The sequence below is a fragment of the Mesorhizobium montanum genome, assembly GCF_033977145.1.
GTDB classification, from domain to species: domain Bacteria; phylum Pseudomonadota; class Alphaproteobacteria; order Rhizobiales; family Rhizobiaceae; genus Mesorhizobium; species Mesorhizobium montanum.
On the sequence record NZ_JAVIJF010000017.1, the window covers coordinates 1 to 25,874 of the forward strand.

General features: G+C 63.3%; 26 protein-coding genes. 14 read left to right on the forward strand and 12 right to left on the reverse strand.

Features of this window, described 5'->3' with window-relative positions:
- The first annotated feature begins 10 nt into the window (after positions 1-10).
- Complete coding sequence (locus RFM68_RS22105; protein WP_320235313.1) at positions 11-298, forward strand: GIY-YIG nuclease family protein; 288 nt, start codon at positions 11-13, stop codon at positions 296-298.
- Between the two features lie 174 nt (positions 299-472).
- Here RFM68_RS22105 and RFM68_RS22110 read toward each other — a convergent pair whose 3' ends face one another.
- Both RFM68_RS22110 and RFM68_RS22115 read right to left on the reverse strand, forming a co-directional pair.
- The gene (locus RFM68_RS22110) at positions 473-1,810 is read right to left on the reverse strand and encodes an FAD/NAD(P)-binding protein (RefSeq protein ID WP_320235137.1); all 1,338 of its coding nucleotides are present in this window, start codon (positions 1,808-1,810) and stop codon (positions 473-475) included.
- Positions 1,811-2,373: 563 nt separating this feature from the next.
- Positions 2,374-2,559 carry a hypothetical protein gene (locus RFM68_RS22115; RefSeq protein WP_320235138.1) on the reverse strand — a complete coding sequence of 62 codons (186 nt, stop codon included), beginning with the start codon at positions 2,557-2,559 and terminating at the stop codon, positions 2,374-2,376.
- A 310-nt stretch (positions 2,560-2,869) separates the two neighbouring features.
- On the opposite strand from RFM68_RS22115, the gene RFM68_RS22120 reads away from it, so the two are divergent.
- The 4 genes from RFM68_RS22120 (at position 2,870) to RFM68_RS22135 (ending at position 6,446) form a co-directional block, all read left to right on the forward strand.
- Positions 2,870-3,232 carry a septal ring lytic transglycosylase RlpA family protein gene (locus tag RFM68_RS22120; protein WP_320235139.1) on the forward strand — a complete coding sequence of 121 codons (363 nt, stop codon included), beginning with the start codon at positions 2,870-2,872 and terminating at the stop codon, positions 3,230-3,232.
- 460 nt (positions 3,233-3,692) lie between these two features.
- Positions 3,693-4,970, forward strand: coding sequence for a polyhydroxyalkanoate depolymerase (locus RFM68_RS22125; protein ID WP_320235141.1), 1,278 nt, complete (start codon positions 3,693-3,695; stop codon positions 4,968-4,970).
- 209 nt (positions 4,971-5,179) lie between these two features.
- Positions 5,180-5,797, forward strand: coding sequence for a transglutaminase-like cysteine peptidase (locus RFM68_RS22130; RefSeq protein ID WP_320235142.1), 618 nt, complete (start codon positions 5,180-5,182; stop codon positions 5,795-5,797).
- A gap of 415 nt (positions 5,798-6,212) precedes the next feature.
- Positions 6,213-6,446 carry a hypothetical protein gene (locus RFM68_RS22135; RefSeq protein ID WP_320235143.1) on the forward strand — a complete coding sequence of 78 codons (234 nt, stop codon included), beginning with the start codon at positions 6,213-6,215 and terminating at the stop codon, positions 6,444-6,446.
- 374 nt (positions 6,447-6,820) lie between these two features.
- Here RFM68_RS22135 and RFM68_RS22140 read toward each other — a convergent pair whose 3' ends face one another.
- Genes RFM68_RS22140 through RFM68_RS22155 form a run of 4 tightly spaced genes read right to left on the reverse strand, consistent with a single transcriptional unit; the run spans position 6,821 to position 9,563 of the window.
- Positions 6,821-7,183: a helix-turn-helix domain-containing protein gene (locus RFM68_RS22140; RefSeq protein WP_320235144.1), complete on the reverse strand. Its 363-nt coding sequence runs from the start codon at positions 7,181-7,183 to the stop codon at positions 6,821-6,823.
- Between the two features lie 25 nt (positions 7,184-7,208).
- Entirely contained in the window at positions 7,209-7,733 is a 525-nt protein-coding gene (locus tag RFM68_RS22145) for a Smr/MutS family protein (protein WP_320235145.1), read from the reverse strand.
- Positions 7,730-8,833, reverse strand: a complete 1,104-nt coding sequence (gene mltA, locus RFM68_RS22150) for a murein transglycosylase A (RefSeq protein WP_320235146.1) — start codon at positions 8,831-8,833, stop codon at positions 7,730-7,732. The genes RFM68_RS22145 and mltA overlap by 4 nt, the downstream gene beginning before the upstream one ends.
- A gap of 22 nt (positions 8,834-8,855) precedes the next feature.
- The gene (locus RFM68_RS22155) at positions 8,856-9,563 is read right to left on the reverse strand and encodes a Tim44/TimA family putative adaptor protein (protein WP_320235147.1); all 708 of its coding nucleotides are present in this window, start codon (positions 9,561-9,563) and stop codon (positions 8,856-8,858) included.
- 202 nt (positions 9,564-9,765) lie between these two features.
- On the opposite strand from RFM68_RS22155, the gene RFM68_RS22160 reads away from it, so the two are divergent.
- Both RFM68_RS22160 and secB read left to right on the forward strand, forming a co-directional pair.
- Complete coding sequence (locus RFM68_RS22160; protein WP_320235148.1) at positions 9,766-10,260, forward strand: FxsA family protein; 495 nt, start codon at positions 9,766-9,768, stop codon at positions 10,258-10,260.
- Positions 10,261-10,747: 487 nt separating this feature from the next.
- A complete protein-coding gene (secB, locus tag RFM68_RS22165; RefSeq protein ID WP_320235149.1) occupies positions 10,748-11,248 on the forward strand; it encodes a protein-export chaperone SecB in 501 nt (166 codons plus the stop codon).
- 305 nt (positions 11,249-11,553) lie between these two features.
- Here secB and dnaQ read toward each other — a convergent pair whose 3' ends face one another.
- The 5 genes from dnaQ to RFM68_RS22190 form a co-directional block, all read right to left on the reverse strand.
- The gene (gene dnaQ / locus RFM68_RS22170) at positions 11,554-12,261 is read right to left on the reverse strand and encodes a DNA polymerase III subunit epsilon (RefSeq protein ID WP_320235150.1); all 708 of its coding nucleotides are present in this window, start codon (positions 12,259-12,261) and stop codon (positions 11,554-11,556) included.
- A 105-nt stretch (positions 12,262-12,366) separates the two neighbouring features.
- The gene (gene coaE / locus RFM68_RS22175) at positions 12,367-12,957 is read right to left on the reverse strand and encodes a dephospho-CoA kinase (protein ID WP_320235151.1); all 591 of its coding nucleotides are present in this window, start codon (positions 12,955-12,957) and stop codon (positions 12,367-12,369) included.
- A 4-nt stretch (positions 12,958-12,961) separates the two neighbouring features.
- Entirely contained in the window at positions 12,962-13,789 is an 828-nt protein-coding gene (locus RFM68_RS22180) for a shikimate dehydrogenase (protein ID WP_320235152.1), read from the reverse strand.
- Positions 13,782-14,375, reverse strand: coding sequence for a Maf-like protein (locus tag RFM68_RS22185; protein ID WP_320235153.1), 594 nt, complete (start codon positions 14,373-14,375; stop codon positions 13,782-13,784). Before RFM68_RS22185 ends, RFM68_RS22180 begins: the two co-directional genes overlap by 8 nt.
- Before the next feature lie 40 nt (positions 14,376-14,415).
- Entirely contained in the window at positions 14,416-15,237 is an 822-nt protein-coding gene (locus RFM68_RS22190; protein ID WP_320235154.1) for a pyruvate, water dikinase regulatory protein, read from the reverse strand.
- Positions 15,238-15,728: 491 nt separating this feature from the next.
- On the opposite strand from RFM68_RS22190, the gene hemE reads away from it, so the two are divergent.
- The 3 genes from hemE to rho all read left to right on the forward strand — a co-directional run bounded on the left by hemE (position 15,729) and on the right by rho (position 18,736).
- Complete coding sequence (gene hemE, locus RFM68_RS22195; RefSeq protein WP_320235155.1) at positions 15,729-16,757, forward strand: uroporphyrinogen decarboxylase; 1,029 nt, start codon at positions 15,729-15,731, stop codon at positions 16,755-16,757.
- Complete coding sequence (gene hemJ, locus RFM68_RS22200; protein ID WP_320235156.1) at positions 16,754-17,290, forward strand: protoporphyrinogen oxidase HemJ; 537 nt, start codon at positions 16,754-16,756, stop codon at positions 17,288-17,290. The genes hemE and hemJ overlap by 4 nt, the downstream gene beginning before the upstream one ends.
- Before the next feature lie 180 nt (positions 17,291-17,470).
- Positions 17,471-18,736: a transcription termination factor Rho gene (gene rho / locus RFM68_RS22205; protein ID WP_320235157.1), complete on the forward strand. Its 1,266-nt coding sequence runs from the start codon at positions 17,471-17,473 to the stop codon at positions 18,734-18,736.
- A 166-nt stretch (positions 18,737-18,902) separates the two neighbouring features.
- Here rho and RFM68_RS22210 read toward each other — a convergent pair whose 3' ends face one another.
- Complete coding sequence (locus RFM68_RS22210) at positions 18,903-20,918, reverse strand: thioredoxin domain-containing protein (protein ID WP_320235158.1); 2,016 nt, start codon at positions 20,916-20,918, stop codon at positions 18,903-18,905.
- Between the two features lie 141 nt (positions 20,919-21,059).
- Between RFM68_RS22210 and mnmE the strand changes: the two genes are divergently transcribed.
- The 4 genes from mnmE to RFM68_RS22230 all read left to right on the forward strand — a co-directional run bounded on the left by mnmE (position 21,060) and on the right by RFM68_RS22230 (position 25,858).
- Positions 21,060-22,370, forward strand: coding sequence for a tRNA uridine-5-carboxymethylaminomethyl(34) synthesis GTPase MnmE (gene mnmE, locus RFM68_RS22215; protein ID WP_320235159.1), 1,311 nt, complete (start codon positions 21,060-21,062; stop codon positions 22,368-22,370).
- 166 nt (positions 22,371-22,536) lie between these two features.
- Positions 22,537-24,411: a tRNA uridine-5-carboxymethylaminomethyl(34) synthesis enzyme MnmG gene (gene mnmG, locus RFM68_RS22220; RefSeq protein ID WP_320235160.1), complete on the forward strand. Its 1,875-nt coding sequence runs from the start codon at positions 22,537-22,539 to the stop codon at positions 24,409-24,411.
- Positions 24,408-25,043 carry a 16S rRNA (guanine(527)-N(7))-methyltransferase RsmG gene (gene rsmG / locus RFM68_RS22225; protein WP_320235161.1) on the forward strand — a complete coding sequence of 212 codons (636 nt, stop codon included), beginning with the start codon at positions 24,408-24,410 and terminating at the stop codon, positions 25,041-25,043. Before mnmG ends, rsmG begins: the two co-directional genes overlap by 4 nt.
- Positions 25,044-25,060: 17 nt before the next feature.
- Complete coding sequence (locus RFM68_RS22230; RefSeq protein ID WP_320235162.1) at positions 25,061-25,858, forward strand: ParA family protein; 798 nt, start codon at positions 25,061-25,063, stop codon at positions 25,856-25,858.
- Positions 25,859-25,874 lie beyond the last annotated feature (16 nt).

Below are 25,874 nucleotides of genomic sequence, written 5' to 3' on the forward strand. Positions count from 1 at the left end.
AGATCGCCAGATGACCGGCTACGTCTACATGACCGCAAGCCAGAAAGGCGGCACGATCTATATCGGCGTCACCAACGACCTTGCTCGTCGGATGCCCGAGCACAAGACCGGCCAAGGCTCCAGCTTCGCCAGCCGTTACGGTGTGCAGCGTTTGGTCTGGTACGAGGAGTATTTCGACATCACCGACGCCATCCAGCGAGAGACGTCATTGAAGCGCTGGCCACGGCAGTGGAAGATTGAATTGATCGAGAAGACCAATCCGGAGTGGTTCGAGTTGTTTCGCGGGATTGGCTGGTGAACGTTCTGAACCGTCGCGCCGCTCAGGCGTCACGGCATGGATTCTAGGGTCTGCGCGCGTCGCTTCGCTCCTTGCTTCGCCCTAGAATGACGACCGAGCCCTCTGGCGTTTCTTCGCGCCCCCTCTGCCAGGCCGGCGTTCCGGGAAATCTCGCCCGGCGAGGTAAGCCCGCAATCACCCCAACAGCTTGCTCAGCTTGGCGCATTGCACGCGGATATCGGGAACGGCGTCGATCTCGAAGAAGGTGCCGCGCGTCAGCGGGCCGACGGCGAGCAGCTTCGACGACACCGTGCCGTCGGCTGCGATCAGTTCGCATTTGGCGGTGACGTCGAGGCCGAGGCGCAGCGGGTCGGTGCGCGCAAGGCCGCGTTCGACCAACGAGCGCACGACGCCGTTCGACGTCCTCGAGATGTCGCGGGCGATGCCCATGCAATCATAGATGCGCGCGACGTCGAGGGTTTCGATAGCCTGCGTGCCGCGCGGCTGGATTTTTACCACGAAGCCATCGTTCGGCTCGACGTCCACGACCCTGCCGGCGATGAGGCGCAGGCGACCCGACCCGACCGCCTCGGTGACGCGCTGATAGACTTCCGGCGCCATGCGGTGGCGGTGGATATCCCACCAGGCCTTGGTGTGCTCGACGAAGCGGCGTTTGGCCGATGACGGCCAGTTCTGCCAGATCGTCTGGTTGAAGGGCCGCAGGCCGTCGACGACGTCGCGCCAGTCGCCGCCAGCCTTCTGGTTGTCGCGGATCAGGTTGCGGAACCAGCCGACGAAATAGGAAAGCTGGGTGCCGAGCGGAATGTCGGCGATGTCGAGCTTGATCGGATTGCCCTTGCGGTGCGGCGAAGGCAGCAGGCCGCGCCGCGATACCGCGACGATCGCGCCGATATGGCCGCGCTGCTCCAGCGACAGGAAGGCGTCGACCATGCTCAAGCCCGTGCCGAGGAGCAGGACCGAAGCTTGCGGATCAAGCGCGGTGTCGCCCTCCGAACCCATGCGAATGGCCTGGCCCTGGAAGGCGCCCGGTTGTTCGTCGTGGCCGGTGGCAAGCACCGCCAGATGGCTGACGACGCTGGTGCCGTTGGCCAAAACCACCTCGACGCCCGCGGGTGTCGGCGAGATCGACAGGCTCTCCTCGCGGATCAGCCGCAGACGGCCCGTCTCGCGCTCGCGTTCCTCGAGGCCGTCGAGCAATTCCTGCAGATAGCGGGCATAGAGGCTGCGCGGCGCGTAGAACGGCCCCTGGTCGGGCTTGGCGAGGCCGCGCTCCAGCACCCAGCGCGCGAAATGGGTGGGGTCGTCGGCATAGGCGCTCATGCCGGAGGCGTTGACGTTGAGCACATGCGCCGAAAGCAGCGTCGAATAGGCCATGCCCTGGCCGAAATGCGGCCGCTTCTCGATCAGCGTGACGCGCAGGTCCGGATTGGGCGATTTCAGCAGATGCGCTGCCAGCACGACGCCGCTGGCGCCGCCGCCGACAATGATGATGGAGTTGCCGCGTCCAACCATGGTTGCGAGCCGGAACTTGACGAGCGATCAGCGCACGGCGACTGCCGCCGGTGGCCTCGGCAGCAGGCCACGAACGATCGCCGGAACGGTCTTCAGAAAGTTGCGCATCGTTCTCTCACTCCCAATGTTGATAAGATTACTATACTAAGCACTCCGCGCACGAAACCAGGGTTCCAATTCGACCGCGACCTGAAGCATGGGTTTACCGAGGTGGACGCCAGAGGGGATTTTTTGTTCGCTGAGACTGGTCGTGGGAGAGCCGCATCCGCGTGGTCCAAGGCGGAGCGACGCAAAGCGTCGCGCAGACCCTCCATGCCGTTACTTCCATGATAGGTACTACGGTGGAGAACTAAAACCCCAGCGCAACACCGATGGTTCTGCACGGTTGCGTCGCCTCGATGTCACGGCATGGATTCCAGGGTCTGCGCGCGTCGCTCCGCTCCTTGCTCCGCCCTGGAATGACGACAGCACCCCGCGACCGTTCTTTTGACCTGGCGATACTTTTCGGGCGCCGTCCGTCCAGCGGACGCGGCGCCCCTGTCTTCCGGTAAGAATGCGGCCGGTCAGATGCGCGAGCGGTTCGCCCAGCGGAGCCCGACGACGCCGATCAGCATGGTGACGAGCCCGATATAGAGCCATTGCGTCTGGCCGGTCATGAAGCTGCCCTTGATGAGGCCGAGGCCTTGCAGCGACCACAGCGCACCGATGCCAAGCACAATCAGCGCCAGCACAAACCTGATCAGTCGCATCGCCAGATCCCTCTCCGAAAGTCGATCCTGAACGGCAATAGGGACGCAACAAAAGACGCCGAGGAACCGGAGCAGTTCCGTTTCCCTGTACTTGAAATCTTGAGGACCGATCTTGCCCGGAACATCCTGGATATCGGTCCGATATTCATTGAGAATACGCCTGACCGGCGCCAGAAATATCATGACAAACTGTTTCGCGGCGACTCCAAACGTGTGCCGTCGCCATGGAACCGCCAGATCAATGCCGCATTTCCCGCCTCATTCGGCACATATCGGCGGGGTCTATCTCTAACGGAGCCCTCCCCAAAGCATGAAGAAAACCAACCAGACCGCGCTAGTCGCGGCAACGATCGCGGCTGGCCTGATGGCTGGCGCTTCCTCCGCCTCCTCCGCCGCCACGCAATGCGGCCGCGCTTCCTGGTATGCGCTGCACTCCAGGACCGCCTCGGGGGAACGCATGAACCCCTCGGCATTGACTGCCGCCCATCGCACCTTGCCCTTCGGTACCAGGCTCAGGGTCACCAACAAGGACAACGGCCGCAGCGTCGTCGTGCGCATCAACGATCGCGGCCCGTTCGTGAAGGGACGCGTGCTCGATCTCTCGCGCGGCGCCGCAGGCCAGCTTGGATTCATCGGTTCGGGCCACACCGCCGTCTGCATGGCGCGCGTCTGATACACTGCACAGAGATTTTGACCGGTCGGCGCTGTTTGCATTGGCATGCCTTGGAGATTAGCCGAAACGCCCATCGCGATCGTTGCGGCGGCCTCGACCAAATCCCGGCGTTTGCGCTGATTTCACGGAAATGAATCTTGCGCCAAAGACAAACGGCAACCTTTCAAAATCCCTGTATCGGGGAACCAGCCGTGGCACCATGATCGATGCGAGCCCTCAAGGATCGTGGCCGGTGTGTCCGGCATGAGGGGCCGGACACATTTGTTTCACACTTCTGCACCGCACATTGAGCCGGCTCGGCCGCTCACGCCCGGTTTTCAACAGGTTGAACCAAAGAACCATTCGTCAGACAAAATGACGTATTGCATCGCAACAATATCTGGTTAACCTCGCCACGAGACATTCAAGGCTCGGCGCTGTTCGTCGTCCTTTTGGTCGTCGGACGGCAGCGGGGTTCTCGATGTTCTACCAGCTTTACGAATTGAACCATGCGGCGCTGCAGCCCGCCCGCCTCTACGCCGACGCGGTGCGGCTGTTCTACTCCAACCCGCTCAATCCGATCTCCCACACCCCCTTCGGCCGCTCGGTCGCGGCGACAGCCGAGCTCTTCGAGCGCACCACCCGCCGCTACGGCAAGCCGCAATTCGGCCTGGACAAGACCGTGGTCGACTGGAAGAGCGTCGGCGTCACCGAAAAGACGGTCTGGTCGAAGCCGTTCTGCAAACTCACCCGTTTCGAGCGCGCGCTGCCAGCCGGCCGCAAGCCCGATCCGAAGCTTTTGATCGTGGCGCCGATGTCGGGCCACTACGCGACGCTGCTGCGCGGCACGGTCGAGGCGATGCTGCCCTATGCCGACGTGCATATCACCGACTGGGTGGATGCCCGCGTGGTGCCGGCGGCGCAGGGCAGCTTCGATCTCGACGACTATATCGACTACGTCATCGAGATGTTCCACGCGCTCGGCCCCGACACGCATGTGATGGCGGTATGCCAGCCTTCGGTGCCGGTGCTGGCGGCGGTGGCGCTGATGGAGAAGCGCGGCGATCCCTTCGTGCCCTCCACCATGACGCTGATGGGCGGCCCGGTCGACACGCGCCGCAACCCGACCGCGGTCAATCTTCTGGCCAAGGAAAAGGGCATCGACTGGTTCCGCGACAATGTGATCATGCAGGCGCCGTGGCCGGTGCCGGGCTTCGGCCGCGCGGTCTATCCCGGCTTCCTGCAGCTTTCGGGCTTCATGAGCATGAACCTCGACCGCCACATCATCGCCCACAAGGACTTCTTCATGCACCTTGTGAAGCATGACGGCGACAGCGCCGAAAAGCACCGCGACTTCTATGACGAGTATCTGGCGGTGATGGACCTGACGGCGGAATTCTACCTGCAGACGGTCAACACGGTGTTCGTGCGCCACGCCTTGCCGAAGGGCGAGATGACGCATCGCGGCGAGCCGGTCGATCCGAAGGCGATCCGCAATGTCGCGCTGCTGACCATCGAGGGCGAGAACGACGACATTTCCGGCCTCGGCCAGACCCAGGCCGCCCATGACCTCTGCGTCAACATCCCGGCCGACAGGAAAGCCCATTACATGCAGCCGGCGGTCGGCCATTACGGCGTCTTCAACGGCTCGCGCTTCCGCTCGGAAATCGTGCCGCGCATCGCCGACTTCATTTCCAGCTATGGCCGCCAGCACCGTGTATCGGTGAAGCCGAAACTGGTCCGTTCCGCCAAAAACTGACCCCTTCTCGGATCGTTTGAGAGCGGCCTTTGGTTCGACCGCCATCCCGGCCGGCGGCCGGCCATGCTGCGCCCGTGCCCCTGTTGCGAAAGTGCCGCTATGGGATCGCGCGGGTAACCATGCCGTCAAACTAAGCCGTTGTCTCTAATTGACACGGACTGTAAATGGCCTTTAACGTTTCGTTAATAAAGAACAGGGCGGCGGGGGCAATGACTTCCTCAGCGATGACGCGGATTCTGCGTTTGTGTGCAGTCGCAGGACTGGCGATCTCTGCGCATTGGGCAGTGCCCGCCTGGGCGGCTGGCGCGATGGCCACGGGCGGCCTGACCTCGCAGCCGATCGGCCACTATGATTTCTGCAAATCGCAGCCGAGCGAATGCAACATCCGTCCGGTCAATCTCGAGCCGGCCAAGATGACGGACGGTCTGTGGCGCAGGCTGACCGGCGTGAGCGCCAAGGTCAACGCCGCCGTCAAGCCGTTGAGCGATCTCGACCACTACGGCAAGGACGAAGTCTGGGCCTATCCGGACGACGGCTATGGCGACTGCGAGGACTATGTGCTGGAGAAGCGCCGCGAGCTCTACCGGATGGGCATGTCGCTGGCCGATCTTTTGATCACCGTCGTGCGCAAGCCGGACGGCGAAGGCCATTCCGTGCTTACGGTGCGCACCGACAAGGGCGACTATGTCCTCGACAATCTGACCGACAAGATCAAAGCCTGGGACGCGACCGGCTACCGCTTCCTCAAGCGGCAGGCGATCGACAACACCGGACGCTGGGTCTCGATCCGCGACGGCCAGGCGGTGCTGGTCGGTTCGGTCCAGTAGGCAGAGCTGGGCGAACCTTAAAGCGCGTCGCGATGAAACGGATTCAGGCGACGCGCTTTAAGCCTTTGTTTTGATGCATGTCGTCGTCCCAAAACCGCTGCGCACTTTTGGGCGACATGCATTAGCTTCGTCATCCTATGGCGGAGCAAGGAGCGAAGCGACGCGCACAGACCATAGGATCTATGCCGTTACGTCAAAGCGCCCGCCCAACGGTGCAGAATTCTGCTCGGATGGATACTTCGCGAAGGTCACGGAATGGATCCTCGGGTCTGCGCGTCCGCTTCGCTCCCGCTCCGCCCGTGGATGACGAAGTGATGAGGCCCTCCGAAAATTTTCACGCACAACTCCATGAACCGTTTCCGTCCGGCCAGCGACACACAGCCGTGGACGACAAACCCAACCATGGAGACTTCAAATGACTGCTTTCCTGCGAAACACGCTGCTTGCCGCCGTCGCGATGTCGGCCCTGACCGGATCGGCCCTTGCGGACCAGACCGACACAAGCTGCGCCAAGACCAACCTTCACGATCTGTGGGCCGGTCGTTGCTGCAGCTATAGCTCCGCGAACTGCCTGGGCGGCGGTGGCCGCGACCATCAGGGCAATGGCGGCCGGGGCAGCACCAACGGCGCCGGCGCCGGCAAGTTCTGATTCTCAAGAGTAACAGATCGCGAGGGCTGCCTGCGGCGTGGTACGCGCGAGCCTCGGCCCTCGCGGCTTCGTCATCCTATGGCGGAGCAAGGAGCAAAGCGACGCAGCGCAGACCATAGGATCCATTCCGTGACCTATAAGCGTCACCGCGGTGCAGAACTCCCTCTGTTCTGCACCGCCTTTGCCCTTCGCGCGAGGTCACGGAATGGATCCTCGGGTCTACGCGTCCGCTTCGCTCCCGCTCCGCCCGTGGATGACGAAGGCACAGGGCGGTTTCGGCTAATGCATGTCGCCCAAAAGTGCGCAGCGGTGCGCGTCGCCTGAATCCGTTTCATCGCGACGCGCTTTAGCCGCACCCGTTTCATTCGGGCAAACTATCTCCTCAGTGCAGCCCGGACCGCCGCAGTGATCTTCTTTAGCTCCGCCTCATCGAGCCTTTCGATGCTTTCCGCCAAAAGGTTGGCCAGCTCGGTTGCCGCTGGCGACAGGCCCGACGTGTCGATCCTGACCCTTGGATGCGAGTTCTCGGCGAGGCGGGCGAGGTCCTCGGCATCGTCCCAGATGATGTTGAAATAGCCGATGATCTTCTGGATCAGCGTCCAGGTCGGCGCGCCGCGGCGGCCGTGCTCGAGCGCCGACAGATAGGCGGCGCTGACGCCGATGGCCTCAGCCATCGCCTTCTGGCTAACGCCGCGCTCGGCGCGCAGCGCCCTGAGCTTCTCGCCGAACGGGGTCACTGGTGCCTCCTCGCGGCTGGCTGGCTCATGACCGTATCCGCCTCAGCCGCACATAGAGCGCGCCCGAGCCGCCATGGTTGCGCGCGGCGTGATCGTGGCTCGAGACCAGATGCCGGAAGGCCGGCGTTGCCAGCCAGCCCGGCACGGCGCGGCGCAGGATGCCGTCGCCGCCCGAGGACGAGCCCTTGCCGGTGATGATCAGCACATAGCGGACGCCGCCGGCGTGTGCCCGATGCAGGAAGGTGAGCAGCAGCGAATAGGCCTCGTCCTGCGTCATGCCGTGCAGGTCGACGCGGCCTTCGAGCGGCAGCCGGCCTTTTTTCAGTTTGTGCAATGTCTGGTCGTCGAGCGTATGCGCGACATGCTGCGGCTTGGGTTTTGCGACAGCGGCCGGAACGCCGTTGACCGGGGCGGCGGCCGGCGTCGGCTTGGGTTCGATGACGTCGGGAATCTCGACGGCGGTCTTGCCCTTCAGGGGCCGGGCCGAACGCGCCACCAGGTTCCACAGAATGCGGTCGTCGTCGCTGAGATGATCGCCGCCGCGGCTCACCGGCGCTCTCCATCGATCAGCGCGCGCGGCACCAGCGCATAGAAGTCGGCGGCGTTGCGGACCACCCCGGCGATTTCGCCCGCGGCGTCGCCGGAGCCCGCGAAGAGATCTCCGCGGGCGGGGCCGGTGATGGCCGAGCCGGTGTCCTGCGCGATCATCAGCCGCCGGAACGGTTTTTCGTCGAAGGCGGTGAGCGTCGGCGCGTCGACATAGAAAGGCGTGCCGAAAGTATGCAGCAGACGGTCGACCGCAACCGAGCGTCCCGGCGTCAGCGGCACCTTGGCGGCGGCGATCGGACCGAGCGCAGCATCGTCGACCCCCGCTTCGCGAAAGAAGATGTAGGAGCGGTTCCGCCAGAGGATCTCATCGACGCGATCCGGGTGCGCCTTAAACCAGGCGCGGATCGACTGCATCGTCACCTTTTCCAGCGGGATTTCGCCGAGATCGCTCAGGGTTTTGCCGGGGCCGGTGAAACGCTGGCCCGACTTCGCGGCATAGGTGACGCGGATCAGCCTGCCGTCGGTCATCTTCAGCCGCGCCGCGCCCTGCACATGGATGAAGAAGGCATCAACCTTTTCAGCCAGCCAGGCGATTTCCAGGTTTCTGCCGGCGAGCGCGCCGCGCTCGATCGCGCCGCGGTCGAAATATTCGACGGGACCGTCATCCGTGCGGCGGGCAAAGGCCAGATAGGCGTCCATTCCCGCCGGCCGGTTGTCGTCGTCGATGTCGATCAGGTCGGCGGGGCGGGAAAGCAGCGGCACGACGAACCGCTCCGTCCTGACCGGCGAGGCTTCTACCTCCGGTTCGTAAAATCCGGTCACGAGACCGGAGCCATCTTCCGCCTTCACCAGCATGGGGACGAAATGCCGTTCGAAGAAGGATCGCGCCTCGGACCGATTCGGCGCCGAAACGGCCCGGGCCTCGGCATAGGCCCCGGCAAAAGCATTGAAATCGACGCCGAGCGAACCGGTGCGATAGGCTTTCACCGGTGCATGGAAGGCCGAGCGGCGGAAAGCCGTGAAGGCGTCGAGGTGGTGATCCTCACCCCAACCGGGCAAGTCGCCGAAGTTTTTTGCGCTGAATACGGAAGAAAGCGGCACGACAGGGCCCCGCCGCCTGACATCAATCTTCTTCTTCGGTGGCGACGAGCTTCCAGTTCGGATCGCGCGAGCGGGTGTCGCGGGCGAAGGTCCAGACATCCTTGACCTCTGCCACGGTTTCCGGATCGCCGTCGATGACGGCGCCGGCCTTGTCGCGGGTCGCCGAGATCAGCTCGGAGACGACGCGCAGCGTGATATGCGCCTCCGAGCCCTTCATTTCGGCGGCAACGATGTCGGCCTTGTCGATGCCGACGAAGGAGGACTGGATCTTTTCCGATTTCGCCTCGCGTTCACCGATCGCCGCGACGAAGCCGTCGTAGACTTCGCGCGAAAGCAGGTTCTTCAGCGCCTTACGGTCGCCGTCGGCATAGGCCATGACGATCATCTCGTAGGCCATCTTGGCGCCGTCGACGAAGCCTTTCGGCTCGAAGGACGCGTCATTGTCCTTGATCGTGCGCAAGCCCTTGTTGAGATCGGTGTCGGGCTTGGCGAAGGCGTCGATATCGGCATAGGCCTCGGGAGCGGTTTCACCCGGCGTGCGCTTGCGCGGCAGCGACACCACATTTTCGGTTTTCTGCGCCGCATCGGCCTCGCGCGTGCGGCTTGCCGAATAAGGATCGAAGGGCGGACGCTCGCTTCCGGTGCGACGTCCAAGCACGTTGCGCAGCTGGAAAAAGATCACAACCGCCGCAATCAAGAAGAAAATCGTGCCGAAGTCGAAGAAACCCATATTTTCCGCCAACCCGATCCCTGCCTTGCCGGACCGGCATAGCCTTACCAAGGCCGCGGTCGCATAGCGTTCAACACTCAAAGCATATAGAACGGCAGGCGCAATCATTCAAATCAAAGGCAGCCATACCTATCTAAAGGCCCCAAGGCCAGCGGCGATTGTCCGCGAGCGCCGCAAAAGAAGAAAGCGATCGGTCAAGAACTTGCGCATTTCGTTCATCCCGCTGTTCCTGCTCCTGCTGCCGCTTCTGGAGATCGCCGGCTTCGTCGTCGTCGGCCGCGAAATCGGGGCTTTGGCGACGGTCGGGCTGGTCATCCTTTCCAGCGTTGCCGGCAGCCTGCTTCTGCGGCATCAGGGATTTGGCGTCATGACGCGCGTGCGGGCGGAAATGGATGCCGGGCATGATCCCAGCCGCCAGCTCGCGCATGGCGCGATGATCGTTCTGGCGGCGATCCTGCTGATCATCCCGGGCTTCATCACCGATATCTTCGCCCTTCTTCTCTTGTTGCCGCCGGTGCGCGACTTCGCCTGGCGGCTGCTCAAGAGCCGCATCGTCATGGCGACCAGCTTCAGCAGCGGCTTTTCGGCCCGCCGGCGCGACAATGTCATCGACCTCGACGACAGCGACTTTTCGCGCGACGACTATCCGAACCGCCCGGACCACAACTCACCGTGGCGGCGGCTGAAAAACGACTAGGCCCGGACAGGGATTTTGACCGGTCGGCTCTGGCAGATGGCATGCCTTGGAGATTGGCCGAAACACCCACCCCATCGTCATTCTAAGGCGGAGCAGGAGCGAAGCTCCGTCGCGAAGACCCTAGAATCCATGCCGTTACCTTCGCCAAGGAGTGCAACGGAGCAGAATTCTGCACTGAGGCGGCGCTTCGAAGTCACGGCATGGATTCTATGGTCTGCGCCGCGTCGCTTCGCTCCTTGCTCCGCCATAGAATGACGAGGTTGGGGCGGCTTCGACCAATCCCCGGCGTTTGCGCCGACTTCACGGACACGAACGGAAAAACCTTACACCTAGACAAACGGCAACCAAAATCCCTGCGTCGGAAACCAGTCCCGGACCTGTTGCCCGACAGAGGCGGCAAAACTTGTTTTGTCCGGCCGACCATGGTAGCGAACCCGCGATTTCAATCCGGTCAGCAATGCTGCCCAGGCAAAAGGACCAAAGGCTCATGGCCAGCAACGATGACGCCGCGATCGGCGCCGCCAACGGCAACGGCACCCAGAACCAGCCCTCGCTCAATGTGCTTGCCCAGTATGTGAAGGACCTGTCCTTCGAAAGCCCCGGCGCGCCGAATTCGCTGCGCGGCCGCGACAAGGCCCCCGGCATCGCCATCAACGTCAACGTCAACGCCAACCCGCTTTCGGACAAGCAGTTCGACGTCAATCTGACCTTGAACGCCAAGGCTTCGTTCGACCAGGAAGTGCTGTTCAATGTCGAGCTGGTCTATGGCGGCGTGTTCGCCATCGGCGGCTTCCCGCAGGAGCACATGCTGCCGCTGCTGTTCATCGAATGCCCGCGGCTTTTGTTCCCGTTCGCGCGCCAGATCATCGCCGATGCCACCCGCAATGGCGGCTTCCCGCCGCTGATGCTCGACCCGATCGATTTCGCGCAGATGTTCCAGCAGCGCGTCGCCGAGGACCAGGCGGCGAGCAAGGTCCAGGTGAGCTGAGAGGCGCACCGTTTCGCATTCAAAGCCCGGCTTCGGCCGGGCTTTTTGTTGATCAGGCTCAGTGAGCAGTCGCCAACCTTCGTGATTGGCCGTGGCCATGTTCCCGGTCGTCATTCTAGGGCGGAGCAAGGAGCGAAGCGACGCGCGCAGACCCTAGAATCCATGCCGTGATGCTAAGGCGTTGCAACGGTTACAGAATTTTGCACCGTTGCACTCTGTGGCAGAAATACTCGGGTCAAGCCCGAGTATGACGACGTCACAGGGGTTTCGGCCAATCTCTAATGTCGGCGCTGGCAGCGCTCCGCTCAACCTGCAGCCGCCACCTTCAGCCATAGCGCCTTTTCGCCGAGCGTCGAGACAAGCCCGGCATGGGCCGCGCGATCCACTTCGGTCAGCCTTGGCGGCAGGGCGATCGGCCTGGCGCCGATCGAGATGTCGATATCGGCCACCTCGCCGGCGCCGTTCATCCGCACAGCCACGGCCTCCAGCACCAGCGCCGCCTGCTTGCCGCCGATGAGCTCGATATAGACCTCGGCCAGCAATTCGGAGTCGAGCAGCGCGCCGTGCTTGGTGCGGCGGGTGTTGTCGATGCCGTAGCGCCGGCAGAGCGCATCCAGCGAGTTCGGGCCCATCGGATGCTTGCGGCGCGCCAAAGCGAGCGTGTCGACGACGCGGCCCGGATCGATGGCCGCTTGTTCGAGCCGGCTGAATTCGAGGTTGAGGAAGCCGATGTCGAATGTGGCGTTGTGGGCGATCAGCCTGGCGCCGTCGGTAAAGGCCAGCCACTCCGCGGCGACTTCGGCGAAGGTCGGCTTGCCGACCAGGTCGGCGGCGCTGATGCCGTGCACGGCCTGCGCCTCGGCATGAATCGCGCGCCCTTGCGGATTGATGAATTTGTGGAAGGTGCGGCCGGTCGGGAAGCGGTTGATGAGCTCGACGCCGCCGAGCTCGATGATGCGGTCGTCGCGCAAATCGAGGCCGGTGGTTTCCGTATCGAAGATGATCTCACGCATGCGAATCAGTCCGCTCCAAGGAGCAGAATCACAAACCAGAACAAAATGGCAATGGGGACTGCTGACAGCGGGCGTCAGGAAGCGTCCCTGCCAGACTTATCCCCGTCAATTCTTATCCATCGTCAATTCGCTGACGATCGCTGAGACCGCCTGGCGCGCAGCGTCAAAACCCTGCCCGGTGTCGATGATGAAATCGGCCTGGCGGCGCTTTTCGGCATCGGGCACCTGCCTGGCGAGGATCGACAAAAACCTCTCCTCGCTCATGCCCGGCCTGGCGAGCACGCGCGCGCGCTGGATTTCGGGCGGCGCGGTGACGACCACCACCTTGTCGACGCGATTGCGGCCGCCGGTTTCGAACAAGAGCGGAATGTCGAGCACGGCGATCGGTGCCCCGGCGGCGCGATGCTTCCCCAGAAATGCGTCGGCATCGGCGCGCACCAGCGGATGCACGATCGCTTCCAGTTTCTTCAGCGCGGCGGGATCGGCGAGCACTTGGCCGGCGAGCTTCACCCGATCGACGACACCCGCCAGCGTCATGCCCGGAAAGGCCGCCTCGACCAGGGGTGCTGCCTTGCCGGCATAAAGGCGATGCACGGCTTCGTCGGAATCATGCACCGGCACGCCGGCCTCGGCGAACATTTTGGCCGTGGCGGATTTGCCCATGCCGATCGATCCGGTGAGGCCGAGCACGATCATGCCGTCAATGGCCCTCGATGTCGGCGACGATCATGCGCCGCAGTTCGGGCGTGACCTCCGGCTTTTTGCCGAACCAGCGTTCGAAGCCGGGCACCGCCTGATGCAGCAGCATGCCGAGCCCGTCGACCGTCTTCAAGCCGCGCGCCCTGGCGGCGGCAAGCAAAGGCGTTTCCAGCGGCACATAGACGATGTCGGTGACGATGGCGTGGTCCGGCAAGCCGCCCGGATCGGCAGCGAGCGTTGCATCGCCATGCATGCCGATGGAGGTGGTGTTGACGAGCAGGCCGGCATCGGCAAGCAGCTCGCCGACCGCGCCATGCGCCGAAACCCCGGCGCCGAAACGGTCGGCAAGTTCGCGCGCTCTCGGCAGTGTGCGGTTGACGATGCGGATATCCTTCACGCCGCGCTGCTTCAGCGCGTGGATGACGGCGCGGGAAGCGCCGCCCGCGCCCAGCACCACGGCCGGACCGTTCGCCGCCCAGCCCGGCGCATATTGGTCGAGATTACCGGCGAAGCCGATCCAATCCGAATTGCCGCCCCAAAGCACGCCGTCTTCCAGCCAGAGCGTGTTGACCGCGCCGATGATTTCGGCAGCCTCGTCGCGACGGTCGACCAGAGCGAAGGCCGTCTCCTTGTGCGGGATGGTGACGTTGCCGCCACGAAGGCCGCTTTTGTCGAGCGATCCCAGGAACGCGGCAAGGTCTTCCGGCCGCACGTCGATCGCCTGGTAGGTGCCGTCGATACCGTATTTCGCCAGCCAATGGCCGTGGATCTTCGGCGAGCGCGAATGCGCGATCGGATGTCCGGTGACAAAGGCCTTTTTCTCAGCCATCGATCGCTCCCAAAGCGCGCAGCTCCTTGAGCACCGGCAGCAGCGGCAGGCCGACAATGGTGAAATAGTCGCCCTCTATTCTGTCGAAGAGCTGGATGCCCTCGCCCTCGATCTGATAGGCGCCGACGCTGGACAGCGCCTTGGCGCCGACACGGGCCAGATGCCGGCCGATGAAGGCGGGGTCGAGCTTGCGCATGGTGAGACTGGCGATGCCGACATGGCGCCACAGGACCTCGCCATTGCGGCAAAGCACGGCGGCGCTGTTCAATTGATGCGTCTTGCCTGAGAGCGCGAGCAGGTGCTTCCGCGCGCCTTCCATGTCGGCGGGCTTGTGAAAAATCTCGTCGCCCAGCGACAGCGTCTGGTCGCAGCCGAGCACCAGGCCGCCGGGCTTGCGCTCGCTGACCTCTGTCGCCTTGGCCTCGGCCAGGATCGATGCGACATCCTCCGGCGAGACGCCCTTCAGCGGAGCCTCGAGCGAGCGCTCGTCGACATCGGCCGGCACCGCCTCGATGTCGAGGCCGGCATTGACGAGCATCGCCTTGCGGTACGGGCTGCCCGAAGCGATGATGATTTTCTCGGCCATGATGTTTCGCCATCGCGTCCCGGTTGATCGGGGCAACGGGTTATCTGTTCTTGCTGCGCAGGGCAACGATGGCGGCGGCCGTTTCCTCGATGGAGCGGCGGCTGACGTCGATCATCGGCCAGCCGTGCCTGGTGCAGAGCTGGCGCGCATAGGCGAGCTCCTCGTTGATCGCGGCACGGTCGACATAGTCGTTGGACGCAAAGGTGCTGGTGTTGCCGAGGATGCGGTTCTGCCGGACATGGGAGATGCGCTCGGCCGTGGCGATGAGGCCGACGACCAAAGGCGTCCTGGCGGCGATCAGGCTTTCCGGTAGCGGCACGCCAAGCACGATCGGGATGTTGGCGGTCTTGTGTCCTCGGTTGGCGAGATAGATGCTGGTCGGCGTTTTCGAGGTGCGCGAGATGCCGACCAGGACGATATCGGCATCGTCCATATTGGCCGGCAGCTGGCCGTCATCATGCTCCATGGTGAAGTTCAACGCATCGATGCGGCGGAAATATTCGGCATCGAGCACGTGCTGGGCGCCGACGCGGCGGCCGGCGGGCGTGCCGAGATAGGACTGGAAGACGGTCAGCACCGGCTCCAGCACCGAGACGCAAGGCAGGCCCATGGCGGCGCAGCGCTCATCGATGCTGCGCGCGAGCTTCTGGTCGACCACGGTGTAGAGAATGATGCCGGGCTCCTCGTCAATGTCCTCGAAGACCTTGGCGACCTGCTTTTCCGTCCGGATCAGCGGATAGATGTGCTCGATGGCGCGGGCATCCTTGTACTGGGCGGATGCCGCGCGGCCGGCCGCCAGCAGCGTCTCGCCGGTGGCGTCGGAGATCAGGTGCAGATGGAAGAAGCTCTGAGGTTTGTTCACAGGGGGTGGGTCCAGGCTGTGGGCAATTGTGGACAAGGCCGGACGGAAAGGCCTTGCTGAAGAAAGCGAGTGTATCAGATGGCTCCTTGTCCACAATTCGCGGCGCTGTAGGCTTTGTCGCGGCGCTGGGGACAAAACCGGGGATCAACTTTTCTTGGCCGATTTCATCCACAGCCCGAGACTTGGTACGAGAAGGCCAAGCTTTTGACTCAAAAGCCTGAATCCGGTTCTTCCCCAGATTGCTCCAAATTGCGAAAGCGAGCGCGCGACAATATGCTGACTGGCCTTTTCGAGCAGCAGGCTGGACAGGTCGCAACCACCACAACCAACAGACTCTTAGAATCAGAAGACTCTTTTAAAATAGATATTGATTTAAGAGACAGCGCATGACCCCGAACCGGAGGTTCGGAAAGGATCATGCGCCAGATGAGTGCTACAGCGTCCCTTGCGCGTCTGAGGACGCGCGGCGCTGTAGAGAGGGCGAGCGCGGGATGGCTGGGAAACGGATCATGCTGGACGTCCTCAAGGGCGAGACGGTTTCACCGCCGCCGCTCTGGATGATGCGTCAGGCAGGCCGCTATCTTCCCGAGTATCGGGAGACGCGGAGGCGGGCCGGATCCTTCCTCGATCTCTGCTACGATCCGGACCTTGCCGTCGAAGTGACGCTGCAGCCGATCGAACGCTTCGGCTTCGACGCTTCGATCCTGTTCTCCGACATTCTCGTCGTGCCCAATGCCTTGGGGCGCGATGTCCGTTTCGAAGAGGGTCGCGGGCCGATTCTGAAGCCGATCACGGCGTCTGAGATTGCGGCGCTGAACGGCGACATGTTTCACGTGAATCTCGAACCGGTCTACGAGACCGTGCGCCGGCTGCGCGCGAAACTGCCTGGCGAGACGACGCTGATCGGCTTCTGCGGCGCGCCCTGGACGGTGGCGACCTATATGATTGCCGGCCACGGCACCCCGGACCAGGGACCGGCGCGGCTTTTCGCCTATCGCGAGCCCCGGGCCTTCGCGAAGCTTTTGAAGATATTGGCCGATCATTCGGCCGCTCATCTCATTCGCCAGATCGAGGCGGGCGCCGATGTGGTGCAGATTTTCGATTCATGGTCGGGCGTGTTGGATGAACCTTCTTTCGAGGCCTTCTGCGTCGAGCCGGTGGCCGCGATCGTCCGGCAGGTGAAGGCGGTTCACCCCGATGTGCCGGTGATCGGTTTTCCGAAGGGTGCCGGCGAACGCTATCGCGATTACAGAAGAAAGACCGGCATTACCGGTCTCGGTCTCGACTGGACCGTGCCGCTGTCGATGGCCAAGGAGTTGCAGCGCGAAGGCGCGGTGCAAGGCAATCTCGATCCGCTGCGCCTGGTCGCCGGCGGCACGGCGCTAGCCGATGGCGTCGGTTCCATTCTAAGGACTTTGGGTGGTGGGCCGCTGATCTTCAATCTCGGCCACGGCATCACGCCGGAAACGCCGGTGGCGCATGTCGAGGCGATGGTGAAAATGGTGAGGAGCCACCGATGAACAAAGCAAGCAATGAGAACAGCACCGGCCAGGCGATGAAGCGCATGGCGGTCGGCATTGCCGTTCTCATCGCGGCGACCGCCTTGCTCTATTTTGCCGCGCCCGACAGCTTCTATCCCTGGGCCAAGGCCATCCATGTGATCGCGGTCATCTCGTGGATGGCCGGCATGCTCTATCTGCCGCGGCTTTTCGTCTATCACGTCGATGCCGAGAAGGGCTCGGTGCAGTCCGAGACCTTCAAGGTGATGGAGCGCCGGCTGCTGCGGGGTATCATCAATCCGGCGATGATCGTGACCTGGGTGTTCGGGCTTTGGCTGGCCTGGAAAGGTTTTGGATTCCAGGGCGGCTGGCTGCACGCCAAGATCGCGCTGGTGCTCATATTGTCGGGTCTGCATGGCTATCTCGCCGGCGCGGTGCGCAAATTCGCCGAGGACAAGAACGAAAAACCGGCGAGGCACTGGCGGATCGTCAATGAGATCCCCACATTGCTGATGATCGTCATCGTCATCCTGGTCGTCGTGAAGCCGTTCTAGGCTTCCTCCGATCCAGCCCAGAAGCCTAGCAAAAGGCGGCTTGCTCTTTCAGTCGAGCGACGATACAAGACGGGTCTTCCTTCCCGTCATGCGCCGCCCCTTTTACTCGCTTTCGGCCGCGCCCGGCATTTATCGCATCCAGCCGATTTTCCCCCCCAAAGCCTACCCAGAGTCTATCTAATGCAAGAAATGAAACTCACAGAGTTCAAGAACAAGAAGCCACCAGAGCTGATCGCTTATGCCGAATCGCTCGAGGTGGAGAACGCCAGCGTCATGCGCAAGCAGGAGCTGATGTTCGCAATCCTGAAGAAGCTCGCCGCCCAGGACATCGAGATCATCGGCGAGGGCGTCGTCGAGGTGCTGCAGGACGGTTTCGGCTTCCTGCGCTCGGCCAACGCCAACTACCTGCCCGGTCCTGACGATATCTATATTTCGCCGTCGCAAATCCGGCGCTTTTCGCTCAAGACCGGCGATACGGTCGAAGGACCGATCCGCAGCCCGAAAGAGGGCGAGCGCTATTTCGCGCTGCTCAAGGTCAACACCATCAATTTCGACGATCCGGAAAAGATCCGGCACAAGATCCACTTCGACAATCTGACGCCGCTTTATCCGACCAAGCGGCTGAAGATGGAGGTCGACAATCCGACCAGCAAAGACATCTCGCCGCGCGTGATCGACCTTGTGGCGCCGATCGGCAAGGGACAGCGCGCGTTGATCAACGCGCAGCCGCGTACCGGCAAGACGGTTCTCATGCAGAACATCGCCCACTCGATCACCGCCAACCATCCGGAATGCTATCTGATCGTGCTTCTGATCGACGAGCGGCCGGAGGAAGTGACCGATATGCAGCGCTCGGTGAAGGGCGAGGTGATCTCCTCGACCTTCGACGAGCCGGCCGTGCGCCACGTTCAGGTCGCCGAAATGGTGATCGAGAAGGCCAAGCGCCTGGTCGAACACGGCCGCGACGTGGTCATTCTTCTGGATTCGATCACCCGCCTCGGCCGCGCCTACAACACCGTCGTGCCGTCATCCGGCAAGGTGCTGACCGGCGGTGTCGACGCCAACGCGCTGCAGCGCCCGAAGCGCTTCTTCGGTGCCGCCCGCAACATCGAGGAAGGCGGCTCGCTCACCATCATCGCTACCGCGCTGATCGATACCGGCAGCCGCATGGACGAAGTGATCTTCGAGGAGTTCAAGGGTACCGGCAACTGCGAAATCCAGCTCGACCGCAAGGTGGCCGACAAGCGCATCTACCCGGCGATGGACATCCTCAAGTCCGGTACCCGCAAGGAAGACCTTCTGGTGCCGCGCGCGGACCTGCAGAAGATCTTCGTGCTGCGCCGCATCCTGGCGCCGATGGGCACGACCGATGCGATCGAGTTCCTCATCGACAAGCTCAAGCAGACCAAGAGCAACGCCGACTTCTTCGATTCGATGAATACGTGATTGGGCAGCGCTTCCCCTTCTCCCCTTGTGGGAGAAGGTGTCGCCGCAGGCGACGGATGGGGTGCTCCAGCGGAGTGAGACGTTCGCTTTCGCTGGAACACCCTCATCCGTCTCGACGCTGCGCGCCGATCCACCTTCTCCCACAAGGGAAGAAGGAAGAAAGGCGCTATCGCCGCAACAGCTTCTCCAACTCTCCGGCATCCGTCACCACCGGCAGGCACACCTGCCCGCTGCAGAACCAGGCGCCGGGCTTGTCCGTCGGCGGCAGCACGCCGCCCGGCAGAAGCGGGCGGTTCGCTTCCAAACCGATTGGCACGACGATGTCGACCCGGCGCGGATCGGGATTTCGATTCGCGACCGGAACGAGGCTTGAAGAATCTGGCTTATCTATAATGACGAGCTTCAGCGGCTCGAGCGCCAGCGCGCAGGCGTCGACGATGCCGGCTTGGCCATAGGCCTGCTGCGCGGCGCGGCCCATGGCATGCTCGGCGGTTGTCCAGGCTTTTTCCCAGAGATCGAGATCGCCGGTCAGCGACGACAGCCGCACCAGCGCCTCGACGATCTGGCTGGTGGCCGAGGGGATCGCCTCGTCGACATCGCCGCGGATGCGGATCGGAACGTCGCCGCTGTCCGATGCCGTCAGCCAGTAGCCGGTCTTTTCGCTGTCCAGGTGCCAACGGTCGAGCTCGCCGATGAACTGCCTGGCGTGATCGAAGTAGGCCGGATCGCCGGTCGCTTCGAACAGCGCGATCGCGGCGTTGGTCATGGCGGCATAGTCGCTCGACAGCGCCGGGAACAGCTTCTTCGCGCCAAGCATGGAGTGCGGCAGGCGCCCGTCCTGGCTGGCCTCGACAATATGGGCGAAGGCTGTTGCCGCGGCATCGACCCAGTCGCGCCGTCCAAGGGAACGGCCCGCTTCCGCGAGTGCCGCGATCATCAAGCCATTCCAGTCGGTAAGCGCCTTGCCGTCACGGCCGGGTCTGACGCGCCGTTCGCGGGCAGCCAGAAGTTTTGCTTTCAGCGGCGCGAGCCGGGCATGGTCGGCGACGCCTTGGCGTTGCTGCGCCTCGCTCTGGCGGATGATCGGCTTGCCTTCCCAGCCGTGCGGGGCGGCGAGATCGAAAAACCGGAAAAAGACTGCGGCATCGTCGCCAAGCGCGGTTTCGACCTCGTCTCGGCTCCACGTGTAAAAAAGCCCCTCCTCACCCTCGCTGTCGGCATCGAGGCTGGCGGCGAAGGCGCCGCCTTCGACCAGCATCTCGCGCAGCAGCCAATCGACGGTTTCTTCGATTCGTAGCCGGAACAACTCATTGCCCGTCGCCGCATAGGCCCAGTTGCACAGGCGGATCAGCTGGGCGTTGTCGTAGAGCATCTTCTCGAAATGCGGCACCAGCCATTCGGCGTCGGTGGAATAGCGGCTGAGGCCGCCGCCGACATGATCGTAGATGCCGCCGGCGAGCATTTTTTCCAGGCTGGTGAGCACGGCGTCGCGATGCGCGGTCTGGCCGTCGCGCAGCCAGGACAACCACAGGGCGTGCATGAAGGGCGCATTGGGAAATTTCGGCGCGCCGCTTAGGCCGCCGAGATCGCGGTCGATCATGCCGTCGATGCGTCCGGCAAGCTCGGCCAAACTGTCGCGGTCGAGCACCGCCTTGCCCTGTGCGCCGGCAAGCCTCTGCTCGACATGGGCGGTCAGCCCATCGGCGCTTTCGGCGAGGCTTTGCTGCTTCTCCCTCCAGGCCTTGTCGACCGCTTCAAGCACCTGGATGAAGCCGGGCCTTCCGTAACGCGCCTCGCGCGGGAAATAGGTGCCGCCCCAGAACGGCTTGCCGTCGGGCGTCAGGAACATGGTCAGCGGCCAGCCGCCCTGCTCGCCCATGGCATGGAGTGCCGCCATATAGATCTGGTCGATGTCCGGGCGCTCCTCGCGATCGACCTTGATATTCACGAAGAGCCGGTTCATGACGGCGGCAACGGCGTCGTTCTCGAAGCTCTCATGCGCCATGACATGGCACCAGTGACAGGCGGCGTAGCCGATGGAGAGCAGGATCGGCCGCTTGAGTTCCCTGGCTTCGGCAAGGGCCGCGGGCGACCAGCCCCGCCAGTGCACTGGATTGTCGCTATGCTGCTGCAGGTAGGGGCTGGCCTCTTCGGCAAGCAGGTTTTTCGCGGGCAAGGTCACGATGGGCGGCTCGGCATGTGCGGTTTGATACAGCAAAGGCTAGAGCATGATGCCGAAAAGTGTGAAGCGGTTTTCGGGCGACATCATGCTCTACTTTATTTGATTTAGGCGGTTCGGCAGGTCCGGCAAATGGTTTCCTCAATGACTTCGACGGATTCGATCGTGGCGCTGTCGAGCGGCAGGCTCCCTGCCGGCATTGCCGTCATCCGCATGTCCGGCCCCCAGACTCGATTCGTTGTCGAAACGATTGCCGGATCGGTTAAGGACCGGTTTACCACGTTGCGGACGCTCAAGGCTCCGGACGGGTCGACTATCGACCACGGTCTCGTCCTGCTCTTTCCCGGTCCCGGCAGTTTCACCGGCGAGGACGTTGCCGAGTTCCATGTCCACGGCAGCCGTGCCGTCGCGGCCAAGGTGTTGGAGACGATCACCGGTTTTGACGGCGTCAGGCATGCCGAGCCCGGCGAGTTCACCCGGCGCGCCTTTCTCAACGGCAAGCTCGACCTTGTCGAGACCGAGGCGCTGGCGGATCTCGTCAATGCCGAGACGGAAGCGCAGCGCCGCTTTGCCGTGCGCAATGCGGAGGGCGCGCAGAGCGAGCTCTATTCAAGTTGGCGGCGCCGGCTCATCCATGCGCGAGCCATGATCGAAGCGGAGATCGACTTCGCCGATGAGGACGATGTGCCAGGCTCCGTTTCGGATGCGGTTTGGTCCGACGTCGTTGCGATGATCGCCGAGATTGAGCGCCATCTCGAAGGGTTCAAGGCCGCCGAGATCATTCGCGACGGTTTTGAGGTGGTTATCCTCGGCGCACCGAATGCCGGCAAGTCCAGCCTGTTCAACGCATTGGCCAGACGCGAAGCGGCGATCGTCACCGACGAACCGGGCACGACGCGCGATCTGCTCGAGGTCGTCATGGATCTCGATGGGCTGAAGGTGCGGATGACCGATACCGCCGGGCTGCGTGAAGCCGAGGGCAAGGTCGAGTCTATCGGTATCGAGCGCGCGCGGGCCAAGGCAAGGGCGGCGGACCTGGTCCTGCTGCTGGAGGATATGATCGACCCGGTCCCTGTAGGTGATGCGCCGAGCGCGGCCCCGCGACTGAGGATCGGGACGAAATCGGATATCGCCGGCGCGGGTGCCGGCGATGGCTACGACCTGGTGGTCTCTTCCAAAGCGGGCACCGGGTTGGAGCGCCTCCTTGATGAGATTGCGGCTCGCGCCGCCGCGGTGATTGGGAGTGGGGGAGACGTCCTCCCGTCGAGGCTGCGCCACGTCGACCTCCTTAACGAGGCGGCCGATTTCCTGCGGGCTTCGCTGTCGGGACTGAGCCAGGAACTGCGCGCGGAGGAGCTGCGGCTGGCGGCGGATCGTCTCGGCCGGATCATTGGGGCAGTCGATGTCGAGGATTTGCTCGACGTCATCTTTTCGCAGTTCTGCATTGGTAAGTGATTCACGTGAAACAGGAAGCGGATTCCGGCCGGGCGAATGATTCACGTGAAACAATCCGTGAGGCGCTGCGAACCGTGTTTCACGTGAAACGAATCCTGCCTTCGTCCTTGACAGCACGGGGCAGCGGGGACATGTGTCGGTCAATCTCTGAAACCGGATCCTCGAAATGACCAATCACTATGATGTGGTGGTGGTGGGCGGCGGCCATGCCGGATGCGAGGCGGCAAGCGCCGCCGCGCGCGCCGGCGCCAGGACGGCGCTGGTGACGCTGCGCTTCGACACGATCGGCGTGATGTCCTGCAATCCTGCGATCGGCGGTCTCGGCAAGGGGCACCTCGTGCGCGAGATCGACGCCATGGACGGACTGATGGGCCGCATCGCCGATGCCGCAGGCATCCAGTTTCGTCTGCTCAACCGCCGCAAGGGTCCGGCCGTGCGCGGCCCGCGCACCCAGGCCGACCGCAAGCTCTATCGGCTTGCCATGCAGGCGGCGATCAGCGAGCAGGCTAATCTCGACGTGGTCGAGGGCGAGGTTCTGGATCTCGAAATCGAAGACGGGCGCGTGGCGGCGGTGCTGGTTTCGGGCGACCGGCGGCTGGCCTGCGGCGCCGTGGTGCTGACCACCGGCACTTTCCTGCGTGGGCTGATCCATATCGGTGAAAAGAAGATCGTCGCCGGCCGCATGAACGAGCAGGCAAGCCTTGGGCTGTCGGCGACCATGAGCCGTGCCGGCTTCAAGCTCGGGCGCCTGAAGACGGGCACCCCCCCTCGCCTCGATGGCCGGACTATCGACTGGGCGTCGCTGGAAAGCCAGGCAGCGGATGAAGATCCGGTGCCGTTCTCGCTGCTGACCGACCGCATCGACAATCCGCAAATCCATTGCGGCATCACGCGGACCATGCCGGCGACACATGATTTGATCCGCGCCAATCTCGGCCGCTCGGCCATGTATTCCGGTTCGATCGAAGGCGTGGGGCCGCGTTACTGTCCTTCGATCGAGGACAAGATCGTCAAGTTCGGCGACCGCGAGGGCCATCAGATCTTCCTCGAGCCGGAAGGCCTCGACGACGATACCGTCTATCCGAACGGCATCTCGACCTCGCTGCCCGAAGATGTCCAGCTCGATATGCTGAAGACCATTCCTGGACTGGAAAAGGCGACGATGCTGCAGCCGGGCTACGCCATCGAATACGACCACATCGATCCGCGCGAGCTCAAGACGACGCTGGAGACCAAGCGCGTCGCCGGGCTGTTCCTTGCCGGCCAGATCAACGGCACGACCGGTTACGAAGAGGCCGGCGCCCAAGGCCTTCTCGCCGGCATCAACGCGGCGCGCAGGGCTTCCGCCGGCGAGCCTGTCGTGCTCAGCCGCACCGAAGCCTATATCGGCGTGATGGTCGACGACCTGACCAGCCGGGGCATCGCCGAGCCCTATCGCATGTTTACGTCCCGCGCGGAGTTCCGGCTTTCGCTGCGCGCCGACAATGCCGATGAGCGCCTGACGCCGCTGGCCGCCAAGCTCGGCATCGCGTCTTCGGAGCGGTTGCAGCGCTTTGGCGAGATGGCGCGGAAACTCGACCATGCCCGCGCGCTGGCAAAATCGGTGACCTTGACGCCGAACGAAGCGGCCCGGCATGGGCTGGAGATCAACAAGGACGGCGTGCGCCGCTCGGCCTACGAGCTTTTGGCTCATCCGGGCGTCGACATGACCTGGCTGACCAGCGTCGAGCCACGCTTTGCCGAGCTAGACGCCAAGACAGCGGAGCGGCTTGAAACGGAGGCGAAATATTCCGTCTATCTCGATCGGCAGCAGGCCGACGTCGCTCAGATCAGGCATGAGGAATCGCGGCTCATTCCCGCGACCGTCGACTTCTCGGATGTCCCGGGACTGTCGAACGAGCTGAAGCAGAAGATGAGGACGCGCCAGCCGCGGTCGATCGCCGACGCCCAGCGCATGGAAGGCATGACGCCTGCGGCGCTTGCTATCATCATCGCGCATGTCCGCAACGCCGAACTTGCCGCGCGAAGGGACGTGGCGTGAGCGCCTGGGAAGATCTGCAGAAAGCGGCGGGTCCCGTTTCACGTGAAACATTCGAGCGGCTCCAAGCCTTCGAACAGCTGTTCCTGAAATGGAACCGCAGCATCAATCTGGCGGCGCCGTCTACGCTGGACGATGTCTGGCGCCGCCACATCCTGGATAGCGCCCAACTCGCCCGAATCGCGCCCAACGCAACGCGTTGGGTCGACCTCGGTTCGGGCGGCGGTTTTCCCGGATTGGTCCTCGGCTTCCTGCTTAGCGAGCGCCCGGGCGCGTCGATCGATCTGGTCGAAAGCAACCGCAAGAAAGCCTCGTTCCTGCAATCCGTCATCGGCCAGTTCGACCTGCCGGCGCGCGTCGTGGCCAAGCGCATCGACGACAGCTATGCGCTTGTTTCCGCACCGGAAATCGTTACAGCCAGGGCGCTCGCGGCGCTGCCTGATTTGCTCGATCTATCGGCGCCCTGGCTAGCGAAAGGCGCGCGCGCGCTTTTCCACAAAGGTCGGGATTACCGCACCGAAGTGGAAGAAAGCACTCTCTGCTGGGCCTTCGATCTGGTAGAACATCCCAGCATGACCGACGCCCACGGCGTCATCCTGGAAATCAGCGACTTGCGCCTGGCGAAACCGCAATGAATCACTGGCATAAACCCATGAAAACTGGACCGCGTATCATCACAGTTGCCAACCAGAAGGGCGGCGTCGGCAAGACGACCACGGCCATCAACCTTGCCACGGCGCTGGCCGCCATCGGCGAGCGCGTGCTGATCGTCGACCTCGACCCGCAGGGCAACGCCAGCACCGGCCTCGGCATCGACCGCAAGGATCGCACCACCTCGTCGTACGATGTTCTGACGGGCGAGTTGGAGTTGGAGGCCGCCGCGGTGCCGACCGCGGTGCCGGGCCTATCGATCATTCCCTCGACGCTCGACCTGCTCGGCATCGAGATGGAGATCGCTTCGGCGCCCGACCGGGTGCTGAAGTTGCGCAACGCGCTGCGCGCCGCCGCCGAGCGGGCGGCGCCGTTCGGCTATGTGTTGATCGACTGCCCGCCCTCGCTCAACCTTTTGACTTTGAATTCAATGGCGGCGGCCGATTCCGTTCTCGTGCCGCTGCAATGCGAGTTTTTCGCGCTGGAAGGCCTCAGCCAGTTGCTCGAAACCGTCGAGCAGGTGCGCCGGACGATCAATCCGGATCTCACCATCCAGGGTATCGTGCTGACCATGTATGACGGGCGCAACAACCTCGCCAACCAGGTGGTGCAGGATGTGCGCACCCATATGGGTGACAAGGTCTACGAGACGATCATTCCGCGCAATGTGCGGGTTTCCGAAGCGCCGTCCTACGGCAAGCCGGCAATCCTTTACGATCTCAAATGCTCCGGCAGCCAGGCCTATCTGCAGCTCGCCTCCGAAGTGATCCGCCGCGAGCGCAAGCTGCGCGCCGCCTGAGTCGCGGGCAATCCGC